The organism is Pseudomonas sp. PvP089 (genome assembly GCF_017875165.1).
In the GTDB taxonomy this organism is placed as follows: Bacteria; Pseudomonadota; Gammaproteobacteria; order Pseudomonadales; family Pseudomonadaceae; genus Aquipseudomonas; species Aquipseudomonas fortuita.
Genome location: NZ_JAGGME010000001.1, coordinates 2,772,353 through 2,790,771 on the forward strand (window position 1 = coordinate 2,772,353; position 18,419 = coordinate 2,790,771).

At 63.5% G+C, this 18,419-nt stretch carries 15 protein-coding genes; 10 read left to right on the forward strand and 5 right to left on the reverse strand.

The window, feature by feature from the left end; all coding sequences use genetic code 11:
• Positions 1-81: 81 nt before the first annotated feature.
• The 4 genes from sfnR to J3A71_RS12935 all read right to left on the reverse strand — a co-directional run bounded on the left by sfnR (position 82) and on the right by J3A71_RS12935 (position 3,789).
• Complete coding sequence (sfnR, locus tag J3A71_RS12920) at positions 82-1,182, reverse strand: sigma54-dependent transcriptional activator SfnR (RefSeq protein ID WP_096426214.1); 1,101 nt, start codon at positions 1,180-1,182, stop codon at positions 82-84.
• 9 nt (positions 1,183-1,191) lie between these two features.
• Positions 1,192-2,379, reverse strand: a complete 1,188-nt coding sequence (locus tag J3A71_RS12925; protein WP_016487603.1) for an acyl-CoA dehydrogenase family protein — start codon at positions 2,377-2,379, stop codon at positions 1,192-1,194.
• A 9-nt stretch (positions 2,380-2,388) separates the two neighbouring features.
• Positions 2,389-2,949, reverse strand: a complete 561-nt coding sequence (gene msuE / locus J3A71_RS12930) for an FMN reductase (protein WP_016487602.1) — start codon at positions 2,947-2,949, stop codon at positions 2,389-2,391.
• 249 nt (positions 2,950-3,198) lie between these two features.
• Positions 3,199-3,789 carry a TetR/AcrR family transcriptional regulator gene (locus J3A71_RS12935; RefSeq protein WP_095115475.1) on the reverse strand — a complete coding sequence of 197 codons (591 nt, stop codon included), beginning with the start codon at positions 3,787-3,789 and terminating at the stop codon, positions 3,199-3,201.
• Positions 3,790-3,873: 84 nt separating this feature from the next.
• On the opposite strand from J3A71_RS12935, the gene J3A71_RS12940 reads away from it, so the two are divergent.
• The 9 genes from J3A71_RS12940 to J3A71_RS12980 all read left to right on the forward strand — a co-directional run bounded on the left by J3A71_RS12940 (position 3,874) and on the right by J3A71_RS12980 (position 15,930).
• A complete protein-coding gene (locus tag J3A71_RS12940; protein ID WP_016487600.1) occupies positions 3,874-4,623 on the forward strand; it encodes an SDR family oxidoreductase in 750 nt (249 codons plus the stop codon).
• Positions 4,616-5,371 carry an SDR family oxidoreductase gene (locus J3A71_RS12945; RefSeq protein WP_096426213.1) on the forward strand — a complete coding sequence of 252 codons (756 nt, stop codon included), beginning with the start codon at positions 4,616-4,618 and terminating at the stop codon, positions 5,369-5,371. The genes J3A71_RS12940 and J3A71_RS12945 overlap by 8 nt, the downstream gene beginning before the upstream one ends.
• Positions 5,372-5,566: 195 nt before the next feature.
• Positions 5,567-7,642: a hydantoinase/oxoprolinase family protein gene (locus tag J3A71_RS12950; RefSeq protein WP_096426212.1), complete on the forward strand. Its 2,076-nt coding sequence runs from the start codon at positions 5,567-5,569 to the stop codon at positions 7,640-7,642.
• A 23-nt stretch (positions 7,643-7,665) separates the two neighbouring features.
• Positions 7,666-9,330, forward strand: coding sequence for a hydantoinase B/oxoprolinase family protein (locus tag J3A71_RS12955; protein WP_016487598.1), 1,665 nt, complete (start codon positions 7,666-7,668; stop codon positions 9,328-9,330).
• A gap of 3 nt (positions 9,331-9,333) precedes the next feature.
• On the forward strand, positions 9,334-10,536 hold the full coding sequence (locus tag J3A71_RS12960) for a pyridoxal phosphate-dependent aminotransferase (protein ID WP_016487597.1): 1,203 nt from the start codon (positions 9,334-9,336) through the stop codon (positions 10,534-10,536).
• A gap of 25 nt (positions 10,537-10,561) precedes the next feature.
• Positions 10,562-11,374, forward strand: coding sequence for an NAD(P)-dependent oxidoreductase (locus J3A71_RS12965; protein ID WP_016487596.1), 813 nt, complete (start codon positions 10,562-10,564; stop codon positions 11,372-11,374).
• Positions 11,375-11,510: 136 nt separating this feature from the next.
• Positions 11,511-12,707: an FAD-dependent oxidoreductase gene (locus J3A71_RS12970; RefSeq protein WP_016487595.1), complete on the forward strand. Its 1,197-nt coding sequence runs from the start codon at positions 11,511-11,513 to the stop codon at positions 12,705-12,707.
• A gap of 25 nt (positions 12,708-12,732) precedes the next feature.
• On the forward strand, positions 12,733-14,418 hold the full coding sequence (locus J3A71_RS12975) for a thiamine pyrophosphate-binding protein (RefSeq protein ID WP_096426211.1): 1,686 nt from the start codon (positions 12,733-12,735) through the stop codon (positions 14,416-14,418).
• Positions 14,419-14,481: 63 nt separating this feature from the next.
• Positions 14,482-15,930, forward strand: a complete 1,449-nt coding sequence (locus J3A71_RS12980) for an NAD-dependent succinate-semialdehyde dehydrogenase (protein ID WP_016487593.1) — start codon at positions 14,482-14,484, stop codon at positions 15,928-15,930.
• Between the two features lie 192 nt (positions 15,931-16,122).
• On the opposite strand, the gene J3A71_RS12985 is transcribed toward J3A71_RS12980, so the two are convergent.
• Positions 16,123-16,848, reverse strand: coding sequence for a FadR/GntR family transcriptional regulator (locus tag J3A71_RS12985; protein WP_016487592.1), 726 nt, complete (start codon positions 16,846-16,848; stop codon positions 16,123-16,125).
• A 329-nt stretch (positions 16,849-17,177) separates the two neighbouring features.
• Here J3A71_RS12985 and J3A71_RS12990 point away from each other — a divergent pair, with 329 nt between their 5' ends.
• Positions 17,178-18,326 (forward strand): branched-chain amino acid ABC transporter substrate-binding protein, encoded by a 1,149-nt coding sequence (locus J3A71_RS12990; protein ID WP_024717576.1) that lies wholly within the window; start codon positions 17,178-17,180, stop codon positions 18,324-18,326.
• Positions 18,327-18,419 lie beyond the last annotated feature (93 nt).

The following is an 18,419-nucleotide window of genomic DNA, read 5'->3' on the forward strand; positions in this document are numbered from 1 at the left end:
GTACTGCATAAGCTTCAAGCTTGCGCTGTCCCTGTGGGAGCGGCTTTAGCCGCGAAAGGGCCGGCTCAGGCATTACAAAACTCAGATCGACAACCGCACCTCCCGGTTATCCAGCGCCTGCTGTTCCTGCCCGCGCCGCTTGTTCACCACCAGCTCGCCAATCGCAATCAGTCGCGTGCGGGTGATGTTGCGCGATAACCCCAGCAATTGCGCGGTATGCACCTGATTGTAATGGCAGAACCGATAGGCCGAGCGCAGCAGGGCGTTTTCCACTTTCTCGTACAGGTCGCCCGACTGCTCCTCGTACAGCCGGCTGAACGCCCGCTGTAGCAGGTCCTCCACACCATTGCCTGCCGGCTCCTCTTCTTGCCGCTCGATGCGCAGGTTGGACAAACGCAGGTCCTGTGCCTGTATCGTACCGTCGCCACAGGTCAGCAAGCTGTGGTGAATCACGTTTTCCAGCTCACGGATATTGCCCGGCCAACTGTATTCCACCAGCTTGGCCTGTGCCTTGGGGCTCAGTTCCATCGGTCCGTAGCCAAGCCGGTCGCTGTAAGTGCGGATGAAGTGCCGGGCCAGCGGCAGGATGTCACCCGGGCGGTCGCGCAACGGGTGCAACTGCAAGGTCACCACGTTCAGGCGGTAATACAGGTCTTCGCGGAAATGCCCGGCATTGATGGCCTTTTCCAGCTGTACGTTGGTCGCAGCCAGTACCCGCACGTTGATCGGGATGCTCTTGCGCGACCCAAGCCGTACCACCTCGCGCTCCTGCAGCACGCGCAGCAGCTTGACCTGGATCGGCAGTGGCAAGTCGCCGATCTCGTCGAGGAACAGGGTGCCGCCGTTGGCCTCCTCGAACCAGCCGGCCTTGGCCGACAGGGCGCCGGTGAAGGCGCCTTTTTCATGGCCGAACAGTTCGGCTTCCACCAGCGATTCGGAGAATGCGCCGCAGTTGACCGCAACGAACGGCCCGTTGCGCCGGCCGCTGAGGTTGTGGATGTGGCGCGCGACCAGCTCCTTGCCCGTGCCGGTTTCGCCAATGATCAGGACGCTGGCCTCGCTGGGGGCGACCTGTTGCAAGTGAGCGAGCAGCGCCTGCGATCTGGGGTCTTCGAAGACCTGTGCGGTCGCCCTGATCGAGGTGGCCAGTGTCGGTGACGGGGGGAGGGTCAGCAGTTGCATGGGCAGTCCTCAGGAGTAGAAGGATGGGGCAGGACGTTTGTCGTTGAGGGCCCACTCGCCGAGTTCGTGGATGCGATAGTCCACCGGGTCGTGCAGGGTTTGTGTGCGCAGGTTGCGCCAGTGCCGGTCGAAGCGCAGCGAGGCATGGGTGGCACGGGCACCGGTGACTTCGAACAGGCGGTTGCAGATGTCCAGGCCGTGGCGGCTGGCGGCGACCTTGGCGGTGCCGATGGCCAGCGCCAGGTCGCCGCGCTCCTCGGCGGTGAGGGCATGTTCCTTGGCCCAGGCGGCGTCCAGTTGGCGCGCGGCCCGTTCGATCAGCAGGCGCACGCTTTCCAGGCCGACCCAGAACTCGCCGTAATGACGCAGCACGTAAGGGTCTTCGGCACTGCTGGCGGCGCTGGAGCGGAACCACGGCCGGCTTTCCTTGAGCGTGTACTGACGGGCTTCGTCGAAGGCGCCCTCGGCAATGCCGAGGAACAGGTTGGCGAAGTGCAACTGGGCAATCAGCGGCCGCAGGGCGGCAAACGGCGTGCTCAGGGGGCCTGGGTCGAGCAGCAGTTCATTGTGCTCGACCCGCACACGTTCGAATGTGGCGCTGCCACTGTCGGTCTGGCGCTGGCCGATGTTGTTCCAGTCGCGGTGCAGGCTGATGCCGGTGCGGCCGCTGGGAATGGCGGCGATCAGCAGTTTGCCGCCGGCACGTTCGTCCACCGCCGAGGCGATGAGCATTTCTGAGTCGCTGGCGCCGGAGCAGAAGCTTTTCTTGCCAGAGAACTCGCACCAGCCGTCGAAGTGCTTGACCACCGTGCGCGTGTCCAGCGGGTTCAGGGCATTACCCCAGAACCACTGTTTGCGGGCGGTCTGTTCAAACCACGGCTGCCACTGGTCCGGGCGTGAGAACAGGCGAACGGTGGCCAGCATCAGGTGGTGAAAGCCGAATACATGGGCGATGGAGCTGTCGACCCGGGCGAATTCGCGCACCACCGCGAAGGTGTCGTGCCAGTTGGCGCCCTGGCCGCCGAAGGCCTGCGGGATCGCCAGCGACAGCAGGCCGCTGCCACGCAGCGCATCGCGCTCGGCTTTTGGCGTGCCGCCGCGCTCGTCGCGCTCGACGGCGGTCTGGGCAAACTGCCCGGCCAGTTCTCGGGCGATTGCCAACGCCGGGCGCAGGGGGGCATTTACAGGTGCATTCATGGCCGCTCCTCAGGCGCTTTTACGCAATGCGTGGTGGGCGCCGAACAGCGGCACGGCACGCTCGGCGGCCAGGCGGATGCGGGCGGCGAGGGCATCGCTGGACACCCGATAGTCGGCCAGTTCCGCCTGGCTGGCGAACACGCCGATGGGCAGGGTCAGGGCCTGCAGGAAGCTGAACAGCGGGCGCAGCTGGTGGTCGAGCACCAGTGCATGGCGTTCGCTGCCACCGGTGGCAGCGAGCAGTACCGGGGTGTCGACCAGGGCGTCCTGGCCGATCAGGTCGAACAGGTGCTTGAAGTGGCCGGTGAAACTGCCACGGTACACGGGTGTGGTCACCACCAGCAGGTCGGCCTTTTCCACCAGGCGCAGCTGCTGTTCGACGGTTTCGGGCAGTTCGCTGCGCCACAGGGCACTGCCCAGCGGACGGGCGATGTCGCCCAGTTCGATCAGGTGCGGCTTGATGTGCAGGTGTTCGGCCAGTTCGGCCAGGATTGCCTCGGTCAGGGCCAAGGTGCGCGAAGGGCGGGAAGTACCGCCGGACAGGGCTACGACGTTCAGTGGGGTGCTCATGGGCAGGTCTCCGGTTCTGGTGAGCGGGACTTTGCTTGAGCAATCGTCGTGCCGAATAAAAAAATCCCTATAAATCAACAAGTCAGCAACTTTTCAAAGGCGAGCTGCTGTTGCCGGACGGGCGTTTCGTGTTGATCGGGTGTTGCGCTGCCAACAGTTGGCCAAGTGTTGGCGGCTGTGCAGTGGCGAGAGTTATAGAGGATTATTTTTCATTAAAAAAAGAATAAGAATTTATATTGTTATTCTATTTTATCGATGTACGGCTGTTTTGCCGGTACCGACGATGCCCTGCACGAAGGTCACCAGTTGCTCCTTGGCGGTCATTACAGTCCCCCATTGCGCCTGCCCGCACAGCAAGCCCAGCACTGCATGGGCAATCGACCGCGCGCGCGGAGTCGTCAGGCCGCACTCGGCGGCGACGATGTCGCTGAGTAGCCCGCTGTATTCAGCTTTCAACTGTTCAACTTGCAACAGTTGCTCCTCGTTCAGATTCATGGCCTCCCGCGTCAGCAACACCAGCTTGTCCGGGTTGGCTTGGCTGTAGGTCACAAAGGCCTGTACAAAACAGGGCAAGCGTTCACTGGTGGCTCGGGCGCCTTTGAGGCATTGTCGGGTTTCATACAGCAGGTCGGTCAGGCTCGACTCGATCAGCTCGAACAGCAGGCCCTGTTTGGTATCGATATGGTGATACAGCGAGCCGGCGCGCAGGCCCAGGTGACTGGCCAGGTCACGCAGGCCGATGGCCTGGTAGCCATGGCTGGCAAACAGCGCGGTGGCCGCCTCCAGCAAGCGGTCCCGGGCGTGTGGGGTAGGTACGGGCGAGAGGCTGGAAGCGGGCATGGCAGCACCTGTCGGCGAATTGATGTTTGACCAAATGTAAGACAACAGGCATCTTACGTAAAGACTCAATCGCGGAGGTGTCTTGTGGATAATCAAACGGTGGTGATCGTAGGTGGTGCCTCGGGTCTGGGCCTGGAAACAGCCCGGCTGATGGTCAAGCGTGGCGCTGGCAAAATCGGCCTGATCGACCGCAACGAGCAATTGTTGGTACAAGCTGCAGAAGAGCTGCGCGGGCAGGGTGTGGAGGTGGCAATCGCAGTCGGTGACATTGCCCGCAAGGACACCGCCCACGCAGCCTTCGCACAGATCGTTGAAGGCCTGGGACGGGTGCATTGCCTGGTCAACAGCGCGGCCATCTACCCGCGCCAGGACATCTTCGAGATCACCGACGAAGAGTGGGACCTGGAAAACGCCGTGAACATCAAGGGCACCTACCACATGATGGTCGCGGCGGTGCGCCACATGCAGCAGTACGTGGCAGCCCCGGCGGTGACCGGGCGCATCGTCAACGTCACCTCGGTGGATGCCTTCAAGGCCCACCCGCAAAACGCCCACTATGCGGCGACCAAGGCTGCGGTGGTAAGCCTGACCAAGTCGTTCGCCCAGGCCTGTGCCAAGGACCAGATCCTGGTCAACTCGGTGGCGCCGGCCGGTTTTGCCACCGAGCGCGCCAAGCAGTTGGGCTTCCTTGGCGAACTGGCCGCCGCCAACCCGCTGGGCCGCGCGGCGGAGCCGGCAGAAATCGCCGAGTGGATCGTGATGATGGGCAGTAGCCGCAACAGCTATGCCACGGGTGAAAACGTGATTGTCAGCGGGGGTTACATCTATGCCTGAAGTCGCATTCCCCGAGGGCTACCAGCGCGCGCTGGTGACCGGGGCTACCAGCGGTATCGGCAAGGCCATCGTGCTGGCGCTGCGTGACGCCGGCCTGCAGGTGATTGCCGTGGGGCGCAGCCCGCAGGCGCTGGCGGAGCTTGCTGGCGAGCCAGGTGTGACCACCTTGCAGGCGGATGTGCGCGACTACCGGTCGCTGGCTGCCGCGCTGGAAGGGCAGGCGGTGGATGTGCTGGTCAACAACGCGGGCATTCTGTCTACCCGTGCGGCGTTCCAGGACATCGACGAAGCCGAAATCGACAATATGCTCGACATCAACCTCAAGGCGCCGCTGCACCTGGCGCGCCAGGTGTTGCCGGGCATGGTCGGGCGGGGCAGGGGGCATCTGTTTTTCATCGGCTCCAGTGCCGGCCGCGCGCCGCACCCTGGTGCGGCGGTGTACGGGGCGTCCAAGGCCGGCGTCAGCCTGTTCTGCGATGCCTTGCGCTGTGATCTGCTGGGCAGCGGGGTGCGGGTGACCGAAATTGCCCCGGGCAGGGTGCAGACCGAGCTGTACAAGGCAGCGATGGGCATGCAGGCAGCGGGTAGCGAGCTGTATGACGGCTACGAGTCGATCCAGCCGGAAGACATCGCACAGCTGCTGCTGGCGGCGCTGAAGATGCCCCGGCAGGTGGATGTGTCGCGGCTGGAAGTGTTCCCCACGGCGCAGGCGGTGGGTGGCGGGCGGATGGTCAAGACTGCGGGTTGATCTAGCAGTTGTGTTGCCTGTGCCAGCCTCTTCGCGGCGGTTCGGCGCCTCGATGAACCGCTCCGGCAGAAGCCGGCACAGGAAGGCGAGATTTGGGAAAATAGGTGCTTGACCACCTGTAAGACAACATATAACTTACATGAAGACCGTTTCAGCCGGTCGAGACAACTACAAAGCACTGCAGGGGATATGACGATGACTGCGACATCATGCCGGGTCGGCGTGGACATAGGCGGGACCTTCACCGATATCGCGCTGGACGTGAACGGCGTGCTGCATTCGACCAAGATCCTGACCGACTACGAGCTGCCCGAACGGGCCATCCTCACTGGCGTGCGCCAGGTGGTGGAGCAGGCAGGCCTGGCGCTGTCGGACATTGATCAGTTGATCCACGGTACCACCCTGGCCACCAACGCCCTGATCGAGCGCCGTGGCGCACGCACAGCCTTCATCACCACCGAAGGCTTCCGCGACACCTTGGAAATGCGCACCGAGAACCGCTTCGAGCAGTACGACATCAACATCGTCCTGCCGCCGCCGCTGATCGACCGCGAACACCGCTACACCCTGCGTGAACGCCTGAATGTCAAAGGCCAAGTGCTGATTGCCCCTGCGCAGGCCGAAATCGATGCCCTGGTCGAGCGCATCGCCGAAGGCAACTACCAGAGCGTCGCCATCGGCTTCATTCACAGCTACGTCAACGGCGCCCACGAGCGCCAGCTGCGCGATGCCCTGCAGGCGCGCCTGCCGCAGCTGTCGATTTCCATCTCCAGTGAAGTCTCGCCGCAGATGCGCGAGTTCGAGCGCTTCAATACCGTGTGCGCCAATGCCTACGTCAAGCCGCTGATCAAATCCTACCTGGACCGCCTGGTGGTTACCCTCAAGCAAGAGGGCGCCGATTGCCCGGTGTTCATGATTCACTCCGGCGGCGGCATCATCTCGGTGCAGAGCGCAGCAGAGTTTCCGGTGCGCCTGGTGGAGTCCGGCCCGGCCGGTGGTGCCATCTTTGCTGCCGACATCGCCCGCCGTTACCAGCTGGAGAACGTGCTGTCGTTCGACATGGGCGGCACCACGGCAAAAATCTGCCTGATCGAAGACCAGGTGCCGAAAACCGCGAAAACCTTCGAAGTTGCACGTACCTACCGCTTCAAGAAGGGCAGCGGCATGCCGATTTCCATCCCGGTGGTGGAAATGGTCGAGATCGGCGCGGGTGGTGGTTCCATCGCCAGCATCGACAGCATGCGCCAGATTCGCGTGGGCCCGCACAGCGCGGCGTCCGAGCCTGGCCCGGCCTGCTATGGCCGTGGCGGCCTGGAGCCGACCATCACCGACGCCAACCTGCTGCTTGGTCGCCTGGATGCCGACAACTTCGCCGGTGGCGCGCTACGCCTGTCCCGAGACAACGCCGCCAACGCCATGGCCCGGGTGATCGGCCAGCCGCTGGGCATGCAGGCCGACACAGCAGCGTTCGGCGTGTGCGAAGTGGTCGACGAGAATATGGCCAACGCCGGCCGTGTGCACGCGGTGGAAAGCGGCAAAGACATCGCCGACTACACCATGATCACCTTTGGTGGTGGAGGCCCGCTACACGCTGCGCGGCTGTGCGAAAAAATGGGCGTGGCGCGTTTCATCGTCCCGGCCGGTGCCGGGGTGGGCTCGGCCATTGGCTTCCTGCGTGCGCCGTTCGGCTATGAGGCCGTACGCAGCGCCTTCGTGCGCCTGTCCGAGTTCGAGGCCGCGCAAGTCAACGGCCTGATCGACGAGATGAAAGCCGAGTCGCTGGGCTTCCTGCGCCAGGGCATGCCGCAAGGCGAGCCGGAAATGGACTGCACCGCATTCATGCGCTATGTCGGCCAGGGCTGGGAAATCCCCGTCGCGCTGCCTTTCAAAGCCTTCAGCGCTGCCGACACGGTAGAGTTCAAGGCGCGCTTCGAAGAAGCCTACACCCGCTTCTTCGGCCGCCCCATCGAAGGACCGGACATCGAGATCGTCAGCTGGTCGGTCCGGGCCAGTTCGCCGCTGCCGCCGGTGGCACGCATCGAAGAAGTGGGCGCTGCCTACCGCGCCCACGAAGTCACGCGGCGCCAGGTGTTCGACGTGGCCGCTGGCGGTTTCGTCGAAGCCGGCATCTACCCACGCGAAGAGCTGCAGGTCGGTGCCCGTGTGGACGGCCCGGCGATCATCGTCGAGCGCGAAACTTCGACCTTCGTCACCTCCAACTTCACCGCCACGGTCCAGCCAGACGGCTGCCTGCTGGTCGTGCGCCGCTAACGCCTGATTCGGAAGCCAGAACCATGAGCGATACTTTGATCGACATTCAAATGCAGGTGATGTGGAACCGCCTGGTCTCGGTGGTCGAAGAGCAGGCGCTGACCCTGATCCGCACCGCGTTTTCCACCAGCGTACGTGAAGCCGGCGACCTGTCTGCGGGGGTGTTCGACCGTGCCGGCAACATGCTGGCCCAGGCAGTCACCGGTACCCCGGGCCACGTCAATACCATGGCCGAGGCGGTGGTGCACTTCATCAACGACATCGGCGAAGACAACATCTTCGAAGGCGATGTGTACGTGACCAACGACCCGTGGAAGGGTACCGGCCACCTGCACGACATCACCATCGTTTCGCCGTCGTTCTACAAAGGCAGGCTGATCGGCTACTTCGCCAGTACCGCCCACGTGGTGGACATCGGTGGCCGCGGTTTTGGCCCCGATGCCCGCGAGGTGTACGAGGAAGGGCTTTTCATCCCGATCATGAAGCTGTTCGAGCGCGGCAAGGTCAACCGTGACCTGATCAACATCCTGCGCAACAACGTGCGCGAGAACGACCGCGTAGTGGGCGACTTCTATGCGCTGTCGGCGTGCAACGAGACCGGTCACAAACGCCTGCTGGACATGCTCGAAGAGTTCAAGCTGGACGACCTGGAACACATCGGTGGCTTCATCCTGGAGCACAGCCGCCGCGCTACCCTTGAATGCTTCAAGTCGTTGCCCCACGGTACCTACACCAACAGCATGACCCTGGATGGCTACGACGTGCCGGTGACCCTGGTGGTGACCCTCACTGTTGGCTCCGACGGCATCAAGAGCGATTTCACCGGCACTTCGGGCATGAGCCAGTTCGGCATCAACGTGCCGCTGGGCTACGCCAAGGCCTATGCTTGCTATGGCCTCAAATGCATCGTCGCGCCGGAAATCCCGAACAACACTGCATCGTTGGCGCCGTTCGAGGTCACTGCGCCGGAAGGCTGCATCCTCAACGCCAAGCACCCGGCGCCGGTGTCGGTGCGCCATGTGCTGGGCCATTTCGTGCCCGACCTGGTGCTTGGCGCACTGCACAAGTGCCTGCCCGGCAAAGTGCCGGCCGAGGGCGCCAGTGCCTTGTGGAACCTGCACCTGAGCGTGCGCCCGCTGGAAAGCAACCCGACTGGCCGGAATGCCGAGATGCTGATGTTCAACAGTGGCGGCATGGGTGCCCGTTCGGCCATGGATGGCCTCAGTGCCACGGCGTTCCCCAGCGGCGTGCACACCATGCCGGTGGAAGCCACCGAGCATGCTGGCCCGGTGGTGGTGTGGCGCAAGGAGCTGCGTGAAGGCTCTGGTGGCGCCGGCCAGTTGCGCGGCGGCCTGGGCCAGGAGATCGAAGTGTCGGCGGCCGAGGGTTACAGCTTCCGCTTCAGTGCCATGTTCGACCGTATCCAGTACGCGGCACGCGGCCTGGAGGGTGGCAAAGCGGGCGCCGAAGGTTTTGTCGGCCTGGACGATGGCAGCCTGCTGCGCGGCAAGGGCCAGCAGTTCGTGCCTGCCGAGCGTCGCCTGGTGCTGCGCCTGCCCGGTGGTGGTGGCTACGGTGACCCGCGCCAGCGCGACCCCAGACAGGTTGAACGCGATGTGCGTGCGGGCTACATCAGCGCCGAACAGGCACGCAACGACTACGGCTTCGACGCCGCCCAGGAGCGCTAGAAAATGGACGTGCAAAGCAGCCGCGTGCGTGCGGTAAAAAGCTCGCCAAGCATGGCGGTGTCGGTACTGGCCAAGCAGATGCTGGCCCAGGGCGAACCGGTCATCAACCTGGCCCTTGGCGAGCCAGACTACAACGTGCCGGCTCACGTTATCGAGGCCGCGTACCAGGCAATGCGCGCGGGCAACAACCACTACACCGGGCCCAATGGCCTTGAAGTGTTGCGCCAGGCCATCGTCGACAAGTTTGCCCGGGAAAACGATCTGGTCTATGGCCTGGACGAAATCTGCGTGGGCAATGGTGCCAAGCAACTGTTGTTCAATGCCTTCCTCGCTACGCTCGAGTCGGGTGACGAGGTAATCACCCCGGCGCCGTACTGGGTGTCTTATACCGACATGGCCCTGCTCAATGGTGGCGTGCCAAAGGTCATCCCGTGCAGCGCGCAGCAGGGCTTCAAGCTCAAGCCCGAACAGCTGGAAGCTGCCATCACCCCACGCACCCGTTGGGTGATGCTCAACTCGCCGAACAACCCGAGCGGTGCGATTTTCACCCAAGAAGAGTTTGCTGCGTTGGGCAAGGTGCTGGAGCGGCACCCGAACGTGCTGATCATCTCTGACGAGATCTACGAGCACATCGTGCTGGGCGATCAGCCGTTCGTGTCCTTCGTCACGGCTTGCCCGCAGTTGCGTGAGCGCACCTTGCTGATCAACGGTGTGTCCAAGGCCTATGCCATGACCGGCTACCGGCTTGGCTACGCCGCCGGGCCAAAAGACCTGGTGGTGGCGATGAACAAGACCCAATCGCAGACCACCACCTGCCCGTCGAGCATTTCGCAGCTGGCGGCCGTGGCGGCGCTGAACGGGCCGCAGAACTTCGTGCGCGAAGCCAACCGCGAGTACCAGGCGCGTGGCGCGCTGGTGGTACAGGGGTTGGCGCAGATCCCGGGCCTGCAATTGCAGATGCCACAGGGCGCGTTTTATGCCTTCCCTGACGTCAGTGCCTTCATTGGCAAGCGCACCCCCGATGGCCAGGTCATTTGTAACGATGCCGACCTTTCGGCCTACCTGCTGCGCGTTGGCAAGGTCGCGACCGTCCCGGGTTCGGCGTTTGGCCTTGAGCCCTACATTCGTCTGTCGTTCGCCACGTCGCGGCAGGAACTGGAACAAGCCCTGGGGCAGTTGCGCGATGCGTTCGCGGCGCTGTCCTGACCCCACCAAGCATTCGAGGTAAGACATGAGCAAGCCTTTCAAACGACTGCTGATCACCGGCGCCGCCGGACGCCTTGGCAGCGTGCTGCGCAAGCACCTGGCCGCTTTCGCCGACGAGCTGCGCCTGACCGACATCGCCGAGATGGGCCACGCTGCGCCGCATGAACAGCTGGTGCGTTGCGACCTGGCCAATTTCAACGATGTGCTGCCGCTGACTGAAGGCGTCGACGCCATCGTGCATGCGGGTGGCGTACCCGTGGAGGACACCTTCGACAAGATCCTCAACGGTAACATCGTTGGCACCTACAACATCTACGAAGCGGCACGGCGCAATGGCGTCAAGCGTGTGGTGTACACCAGCTCCAACCACGCCATCGGTTTCTACGACCGCACCGAAACCATCGACGCAACCGCCGCGCACCGCCCCGACAGCCTGTATGGCGTCAGCAAGTGCTTCGCCGAGGACCTGGGCCGCTATTACTGGGACAAGTTCGCCATCGAGTCGGTCAACCTGCGCATCGGCTCGTCGTTCCCTGAGCCACTGGACCGGCGGATGCTCGCTACCTGGCTGTCGTTCGACGACTTCGCCCAGCTCACCGAGCGCTCGCTGCTGGCGCCGCGGGTCGGGCACATGATCGTCTACGGCATGTCGGCCAACCGCGAAAGCCTGTGGGACAACCGCCTGGCTTCGTCCATCGGTTACGTGCCCAAGGACAGCGCCGACGACTACCGTGACAAGGTGCTGGCCGAGCACCCGCCACTGGATCCGAACGAACCGGCCGCGCGCTACCACGGCGGCAACTTCGCCGGCGCCGGGCACTTCGAAGACCCGAAATAATCGCCTCGTCTGCCACAGGGACAGCGCGGCCCATTGTGGGAGCGGGTTTACCCGCGAAGAGGCCGGTGCGGGTAAAAGAAGCCCGCGTGGCGAGTGTGAATCTTGTATATCGCAACATCAGAAGAGAGCTAATTCCATGGCTTCCACCGCTAAACAACAGAATTACGATGTGGTGATCGTCGGTGGCGCGGTCAACGGCAGCGCCACCGCCTACTTCCTGGCCAACAACCCGGACTTCAACGGTTCGGTACTGGTCATCGAGCGCGACTGGACCTACAACAAGTCGGCCACCGCGCTGTCGAGCAGCTCGATCCGCCAGCAGTTCTCCAACCCGATCAACATCGAAATTTCCAGATTCGGTGCCGAGTTCGTGCGCAGCTTCCCCGAAGTGATGGAGGTAGATGGCGATCGCCCGGACCTGGCCTTCCACGAGAACGGCTACCTGTTTCTGGGTGATGACAAAGGCTACGAAGTGCTGCGCCGCCTGCACGATACCCAGGTATCCCACGGCGCTGACGTGCACTTGCTCGACCCCGAGCAGCTGCAGCGCACATTCCCTTGGGTGAACATCGACAGCCTCGCCGGTGCCAGCTACGGGCGTAGCGGTGAAGGCTGGTTCGACAGCCTGGGCATGCTCAACGGCTTCCGCCGCAAGGCGCGCTCGATGGGCATCGAGTACATCGAGAACGAAGTGGTGAGTGTCCAGCGTGAAGGCGACCGGATTACCGGCGTGCAACTGGCCAGCGGAGAGCGCATCGGCTGCGGCCTGCTGGTCAACTGTGCCGGTACCCGCGGTACCAAGGTGGCGCGCATGGCCGGCCTGGATATCCCGGTCGAGCCGCGCCGCCGCTCGCTGTTCGTGTTCGATTGCCGTACCCCGCTGGAAGGCACCGTGCCCCTGACCATCGACCCGACCGGGGTGTTCTTCCGCCCCGAAGGCAAGTTCTACCTGGGCGGTACCTACCCGAAAAACGACCCGGAAGTGGACTTCGAAGATTTCGATGTGCTGCACGAAGAGTTCGACGAAGAGGTGTGGCCGATCCTCGCTGAGCGGGTGCCGGCGTTCGAAGGCATCAAGGTGGTCAACTTCTGGGCCGGGCACTACGACTTCTGCGTGCTGGACCACAACGCCATCGTTGGCCCGCATAACGAGGTGAACAACTTCCTGTTCTGCAATGGCTTCAGCGGGCATGGGCTGCAGCAGGCACCGGCCATTGGTCGGGGGCTGTCCGAATTGATCACCTATGGCGGCTACCGCTCGCTCGACCTGAGCGCGCTGAGTTACCAGCGGGTGATCGACAACAAGCCGTTCCTGGAAGATTCGGTCATCTGACCGCAGCGCATGAGGGAGAACAACAATGAGCAACTCCGAAGTGAAGCGCAGTGGCGGTCAGGTACTGGTCGATGCCCTGCGGGTGAATGGTGTCGAGCGTGCGTTCTGCGTGCCAGGTGAAAGCTACCTGGCAGTGCTCGATGCGCTACACGATGTGCAGGATGAGATCGACCTGATCGTCTGCCGCCAGGAGGGCGGTGCTGCCTACATGGCCGAGGCCTACGGCAAGCTGACAGGCCAGCCAGGCATCTGCTTCGTCACCCGCGGCCCAGGTGCCACCAACGCCTCGGTGGGCGTGCACACCGCGTTCCAGGACTCCACGCCGATGCTGCTGTTCATCGGCCAGGTGGCACGTGACCAGATCGAACGCGAAGCCTTCCAGGAAGTGGACTACCGGCGCATGTTCGGCCAGATGGCCAAGTGGGTGGTGCAGATCGACGATGCCGCGCGCATTCCCGAACTGGTCAACCAGGCTTTCCAGCGCGCCATCAGTGGCCGCCCTGGTCCGGTGGTAATCGCGCTGCCAGAAGACATGCTCACCGACCTGGTGCAGGTCGCCGATGCGCGCCCGGCCCAGCGTGTCGAGGCTGCTCCGGCGCCCCAGGCACTGGGCGAGTTGCAGGCGCTGCTGGCCAAGGCCCAGCGGCCACTGGTGATTGCCGGTGGCGGTGGCTGGAATGACCAGGCGGTGGCCGACCTGAAGCGCTTCGTGCAGGCGCAGAACGTGCCACTGGCGGCGTCGTTCCGCTGCCAGGACCTGTTCGACAACACCGACCCGCACTATGCCGGTGACCTGGGCCTGGCTGCCGGCCCGTTGTTGGTCGATGCGGTAAAGCAGTCTGACCTGTTGATTGTGGTGGGTGCCCGCCTGGGTGAGATGACCACGGGCGGATATGCGCTGGTCGACATTCCAACGCCAAAGCAGGCGCTGGTGCATGTACATGCCAGCGCCGAGGAGATCGGCCGCGTTTACCAGCCGACCCTGGGCATCAATGCCGGCCCCGGCAGCTTCCTGGCCCAGGCCGCTGCCTTGCAGGCGGTGCGTCCGGCGGAATTCGCCGACTGGGTCGCCAGCCTGAACAGCGGCTACCGCGGCAACTTCGAAACACCGCGCTCGCCGGGTGATGTGCAGATGAGCGAAGTGATCGCCTGGCTGAACAAGACCCTGCCGGCCGACAGCATCCTCACCTGTGGTGCCGGCAACTACACCGGCTGGGTGCACCGTGGCTACCAGCACCGTGTATTCCGCACGCTGCTCGGGCCTACCAACGGCTCGATGGGCTACGGCGTGCCGGCGGCAGTGGCGGCCAAGCTGACCTACCCGCAGCGCACGGTGGTGGCGTTTGCCGGTGACGGTTGTTTCCTGATGAATGGCCAGGAACTGGCCACTGCGGCGCACTACGACGCACGGGTGATCACCGTGGTGGTCAACAACGGCATGTACGGCACCATCCGCATGCACCAGGAGCGCACCTATCCTGGGCGGGTGTCCGGCACCGAACTGCACAACCCGGACTTTGCCGCCCTGGCGCGCGCCTATGGGCTGCACGGTGAAACCGTTACCCGTACCGAGGACTTCGCTGCCGCTTTCGAGCGTTGCCAAGTATCCGGCAAGCCGGCGCTGATCGAAGTGCAGGTCGACCCCGAAGCCCTGACCCCGCGCATGACCCTCAGCCAGATTCGCGACAAGGCCCTGCAAGCCAAGCGCTGATTCACCTCGGGTGGGGCGCGGTCCGGCCCCACCTTTTTTCATTATCCGAACGAGCCAATCGACATGAAACTTGCCGATCGTGATCTGCTGCGTGAAGTTTGCTATATCGATGGAAAATGGCTGGCGGCTGACAGCGGCCAGCGCATTGCCGTGACCAACCCGGCCACCGGCCAAGTGCTGGGCCACGTGCCGCGGATGGGGGCAGAAGAAACCCGCCGTGCCATCGCGGCTGCCGAGTGCGCCTTGCCAGCGTGGCGGGCGCTGACTGCCAAGGAGCGTGCCGCCCGGCTGCAGGCCTGGTTCCGCGAAATCCTCGCTCATCAGGAAGACCTGGCGCGCATCATGACCGCCGAGCAGGGCAAGCCCCTGGCCGAATCCCGTGGCGAGATTGCCTTTGCCGCCGCTTATGTGGAGTTCTATGCCGAGGAAGGCAAACGCATCTATGGCGATGTGATTCCTTCGCCGAACGCTGATCGGCGCTTGATCGTGACCAAGGAACCGATTGGTGTGTGTGCGGCGATTACACCTTGGAACTTCCCGGCGGCGATGATCACCCGCAAGGCGGCGCCGGCTTTGGCGGCGGGCTGCACGTTGGTGCTCAAGCCCGCTTCGCAAACCCCGTTCAGCGCGCTGGCACTGTGCGTGCTGGCCGAGCGTGCCGGTATCCCGGTGGGTGTGCTTAGCGTGGTGACCGGCGATTCGGCGGCCATTGGCGGCGAGCTGACGGCCAGCCCGGTGGTGCGCAAGTTGTCGTTCACCGGCTCGACCCCCATCGGCATCCAGTTGCTGCGGCAGTCGGCGGCAACGGTGAAGAAGGTGACCATGGAGCTGGGCGGCAACGCTCCGTTCATCGTGTTCGACGATGCCGACCTGGAAAAAGCGGTGGAAGGCGCGCTGATCGCCAAGTTCCGCAACAGCGGGCAGACCTGCGTGTGCGCCAACCGCTTCTATATCCAGGACGGCATCTACGAGCGCTTCGTGGCGCGCTTTGCCGAGCGCGTGGGTGAGCTGGTCGTCGGGCAGGGCGATGCACCAGGTACACAGGTCGGCCCGATGATCGACGGGCGTGCGGCCAATGGTGTCGAACGGCTGGTCGGCGAAGCTGTGGAGGCCGGTGCGCGGGTGGTGGCGGGAGGGCGTCGGCACGCCATGGGCGAGGCCTTCTTCGAGCCGACCTTGCTGGCGGATGTGACGCCGGACATGCGCGTGGCGCGCGAGGAAATTTTCGGGCCGGTGGCGCCGATCTTCCGCTTCGGCAGTGAGGAGGAAGTGATTGCCCAGGCCAACGACACCGAGTTCGGCCTGGCCTGCTACCTGTATGCCCGGGATGTCGGGCGCATCTGGCGGGTGACGGAAGCGCTGGAGTACGGCATGGTCGGGGTCAACGTCGGCGTGGTGGCGACTGAAGTGGCGCCGTTTGGCGGGGTGAAGGCCTCGGGGTTGGGCAGGGAGGGGTCACGCTACGGGATCGAGGATTACCTGGAACTCAAGTATGTGTGCCTTGGGCTTTAAGGCATTCCTGAGGCTCTGAGGTTGCCTGTACCGGCCTCTTTGCGGGCAAACCCGCTCCCACAGGTACTGCACAGCTCTCAAGATCTGCATGGCACCTGTGGAAATTTCCCACAGGTACGGCGCATGATTTGAAGGCCGTGCGGTCACTGTGGGAGCGGGTTTACCCGCGAAGAGGCCGACACAGGGTTACGATCAGGCCTTGCTGTCGAGCAGCCGCTGGTAGCGCGACAGGCTTTCTTCCAGGTGCTTGCGCAGCGCCGTACGTGCGCTGGCCACATCGCCCATGCTGATCGCTGACAGGATTGCCCCGTGCTCGCGGGCAATTTTCTTGATGTGTGCCTGGCGGTTCTTGCCGGTTACTTGGCCATGTTTGAGGTTCAGGTCAAGGATGATGTCCGGCCCCAGCGCTTCCAGCAATTGCGTGAAATGCGGGTTGTTGGTGGCCCGTGCAATCGCCAGGTGGAATTCGAAGTCGGCCTTGGCTTCCTCTTCCTGCGTGGCACCGTCCAGCGAGTTGAAGCGGTCGAACGCCTCGGTGATCGCCGCCATGCTGGCCGGGCTGCGGCGCTCGGCGGCGCGGGCCACCGATTCCGCCTCGATCCCCAGGCGCAATTCAAGGATCTGCGCCGCAGCGCGTACGTCATCGACCACGCTGTCGATGGCAAAGCCGATGCGTTTCACATCCTGCTCGACCACGAATACGCCCACACCTTGACGGGCAACCAGGCGCCCGCCCAGGCGCAGCGAGGCCACCGCTTCGCGGATGACCGGGCGGCTGACGTTGAACTCTTTGCACAGCGCTTGTTCGGACGGCAGCTTGTCGCCCGGGCCGTAGGTGCCAGTGTCGATCCGGCTGGAAAGCTCCTGGATCACGATTTCCGCCAGATTGGCGCGACGCGTGCCTAACGACGCATTCATAGAAGGGTTGCTCCTGAAACTGATTGGCTCATCACGGTTGATTCTCCGGCAGGTTGCGCGCAGCCCTCATGCCCCTTGCGGCGGGATCCGTAGCCAACCAGCGGTGATGTTGTCGGCATATGTTATCAAACATCTTACTAGCTCGTCTGATGCCCCACTTCTTGACCACGCAGATCTCGTCGCCGGGAAAATTATTTTACCTGCTCGCGTAGCATACACCCATTGACAGTTGCCTGCTGACTGTTATCTTACAAGTGCGATGGCGTTCCGGCCATTTCGCATGCGGTAAGCGATGTCGAGGTTCGTCCAATCACTACTGGGAGCTGAGCATGAATAACAACAAGGGAGGGCGTACAGCCCTCGCGACCGCGGTAACATTGCTGATGGCCATGGGGACGGCAAACGCAGCAGACAGTGAAGTTGTCAGGATCGGCTTCGCCGGCCCCCTGACCGGCCCTTCGGCGCACCAGGGACAGGACGTCGAGCATGGCATTCAGATTGCCGTAGAAGAGGCCAACCAGCAGCAACTGAAAATCGGTGACAAGGTGGCCCAGTTCAAACTGGTCTCCGAGGACGATGTCGCCGACCCACGCACGGGCACGGCGGTGGCGCAACGCCTGGTGGACTCGAAAGTGGCGGTGGTGATCGGCCACTACAACTCCGGCACCAGCATCCCGGCTTCGAAGATCTACGCCGCCGCCGGCATCCCGCAGATCTCGCCCTCGGCCACCAACCCCACCTTGACCCAGCAGGGCATCCCTTCGGTGTTTCGCACGGTCAACGACGACGCCACCCTGGGCCGCTACGCCGGCAACTACCTGGTCAGCCAGCTCAAGGCCCAGCGCATCGCCATCTTCGATGACCGCACCGCCTATGGCCAAGGCCTGGCCGACGAGGTGACCAGGGCGGTCAAGGCGGCTGGCGGCAATGTGGTGGTGCGTGAGTACACCAACGACAAGTCCACCGATTTCAACGCCATCCTCACCACTGCCAAGGCGCAAAAGGCCGACGCGGTGTTCTTCGCGGCACTCGACTACCAGGCCGCACCCATGGCCAAGCAGATGAAAAACCTGGGCCTCAAGGCGCGCTTCATGAACATCGGCAACCTGCCCAATGACTCGTTCAAGCAGATGGCTGGCAGCGCCGCCGAAGGTACCTATGCCTGGAACTATGGCACGCCGCTGCTGGACATGCCCAAAGGGGCAGCCTTCGAACAGAAGCTCAAGGACAAGTTCGGCGTGGGTGTGGTGCAGTCGTCGCCCGCTGCGTATGACGCCACCTGGGCCGCGATCAACGCCATGGTCAAGGCCGGCTCCGACGACCCCAAAGTGTATCTGCCAGTGCTCAAGAGCCAGAGCTATGACGGCGTCACCGGCACCATCGCCTTCGATGACAAGGGCAACCTGAAGAACCCGGCTGCCACCGTGTTCCAGTTCGCCGAAGGTGGCTGGAAAACCTTGTCGGTCGAGCGCGACTGAGTTTCACCCCATAACAAGCGGGCGCACGCCTGCGACATAACAAGAAGACTTTTCCCACCTGCCAGGCCAGTCGGCGTGTGGCGCTGAGCCGCC

Coding starts and splice junctions, on each gene's coding strand:
- J3A71_RS12925 (WP_016487603.1), bottom strand. CDS start 2,379: ATGAATGCACCTGTAAATGCCCCCCTGCGCCCGGCGTTGGCAATCGCC.
- J3A71_RS12970 (WP_016487595.1), top strand. CDS start 11,511: ATGGCTTCCACCGCTAAACAACAGAATTACGATGTGGTGATCGTCGGT.
- J3A71_RS12950 (WP_096426212.1), top strand. CDS start 5,567: ATGACTGCGACATCATGCCGGGTCGGCGTGGACATAGGCGGGACCTTC.
- J3A71_RS12960 (WP_016487597.1), top strand. CDS start 9,334: ATGGACGTGCAAAGCAGCCGCGTGCGTGCGGTAAAAAGCTCGCCAAGC.
- J3A71_RS12980 (WP_016487593.1), top strand. CDS start 14,482: ATGAAACTTGCCGATCGTGATCTGCTGCGTGAAGTTTGCTATATCGAT.
- J3A71_RS12945 (WP_096426213.1), top strand. CDS start 4,616: ATGCCTGAAGTCGCATTCCCCGAGGGCTACCAGCGCGCGCTGGTGACC.
- J3A71_RS12935 (WP_095115475.1), bottom strand. CDS start 3,789: ATGCCCGCTTCCAGCCTCTCGCCCGTACCTACCCCACACGCCCGGGAC.
- J3A71_RS12965 (WP_016487596.1), top strand. CDS start 10,562: ATGAGCAAGCCTTTCAAACGACTGCTGATCACCGGCGCCGCCGGACGC.
- J3A71_RS12955 (WP_016487598.1), top strand. CDS start 7,666: ATGAGCGATACTTTGATCGACATTCAAATGCAGGTGATGTGGAACCGC.
- J3A71_RS12985 (WP_016487592.1), bottom strand. CDS start 16,848: ATGAATGCGTCGTTAGGCACGCGTCGCGCCAATCTGGCGGAAATCGTG.
- J3A71_RS12990 (WP_024717576.1), top strand. CDS start 17,178: ATGAATAACAACAAGGGAGGGCGTACAGCCCTCGCGACCGCGGTAACA.
- msuE (WP_016487602.1), bottom strand. CDS start 2,949: ATGAGCACCCCACTGAACGTCGTAGCCCTGTCCGGCGGTACTTCCCGC.
- sfnR (WP_096426214.1), bottom strand. CDS start 1,182: ATGCAACTGCTGACCCTCCCCCCGTCACCGACACTGGCCACCTCGATC.
- J3A71_RS12975 (WP_096426211.1), top strand. CDS start 12,733: ATGAGCAACTCCGAAGTGAAGCGCAGTGGCGGTCAGGTACTGGTCGAT.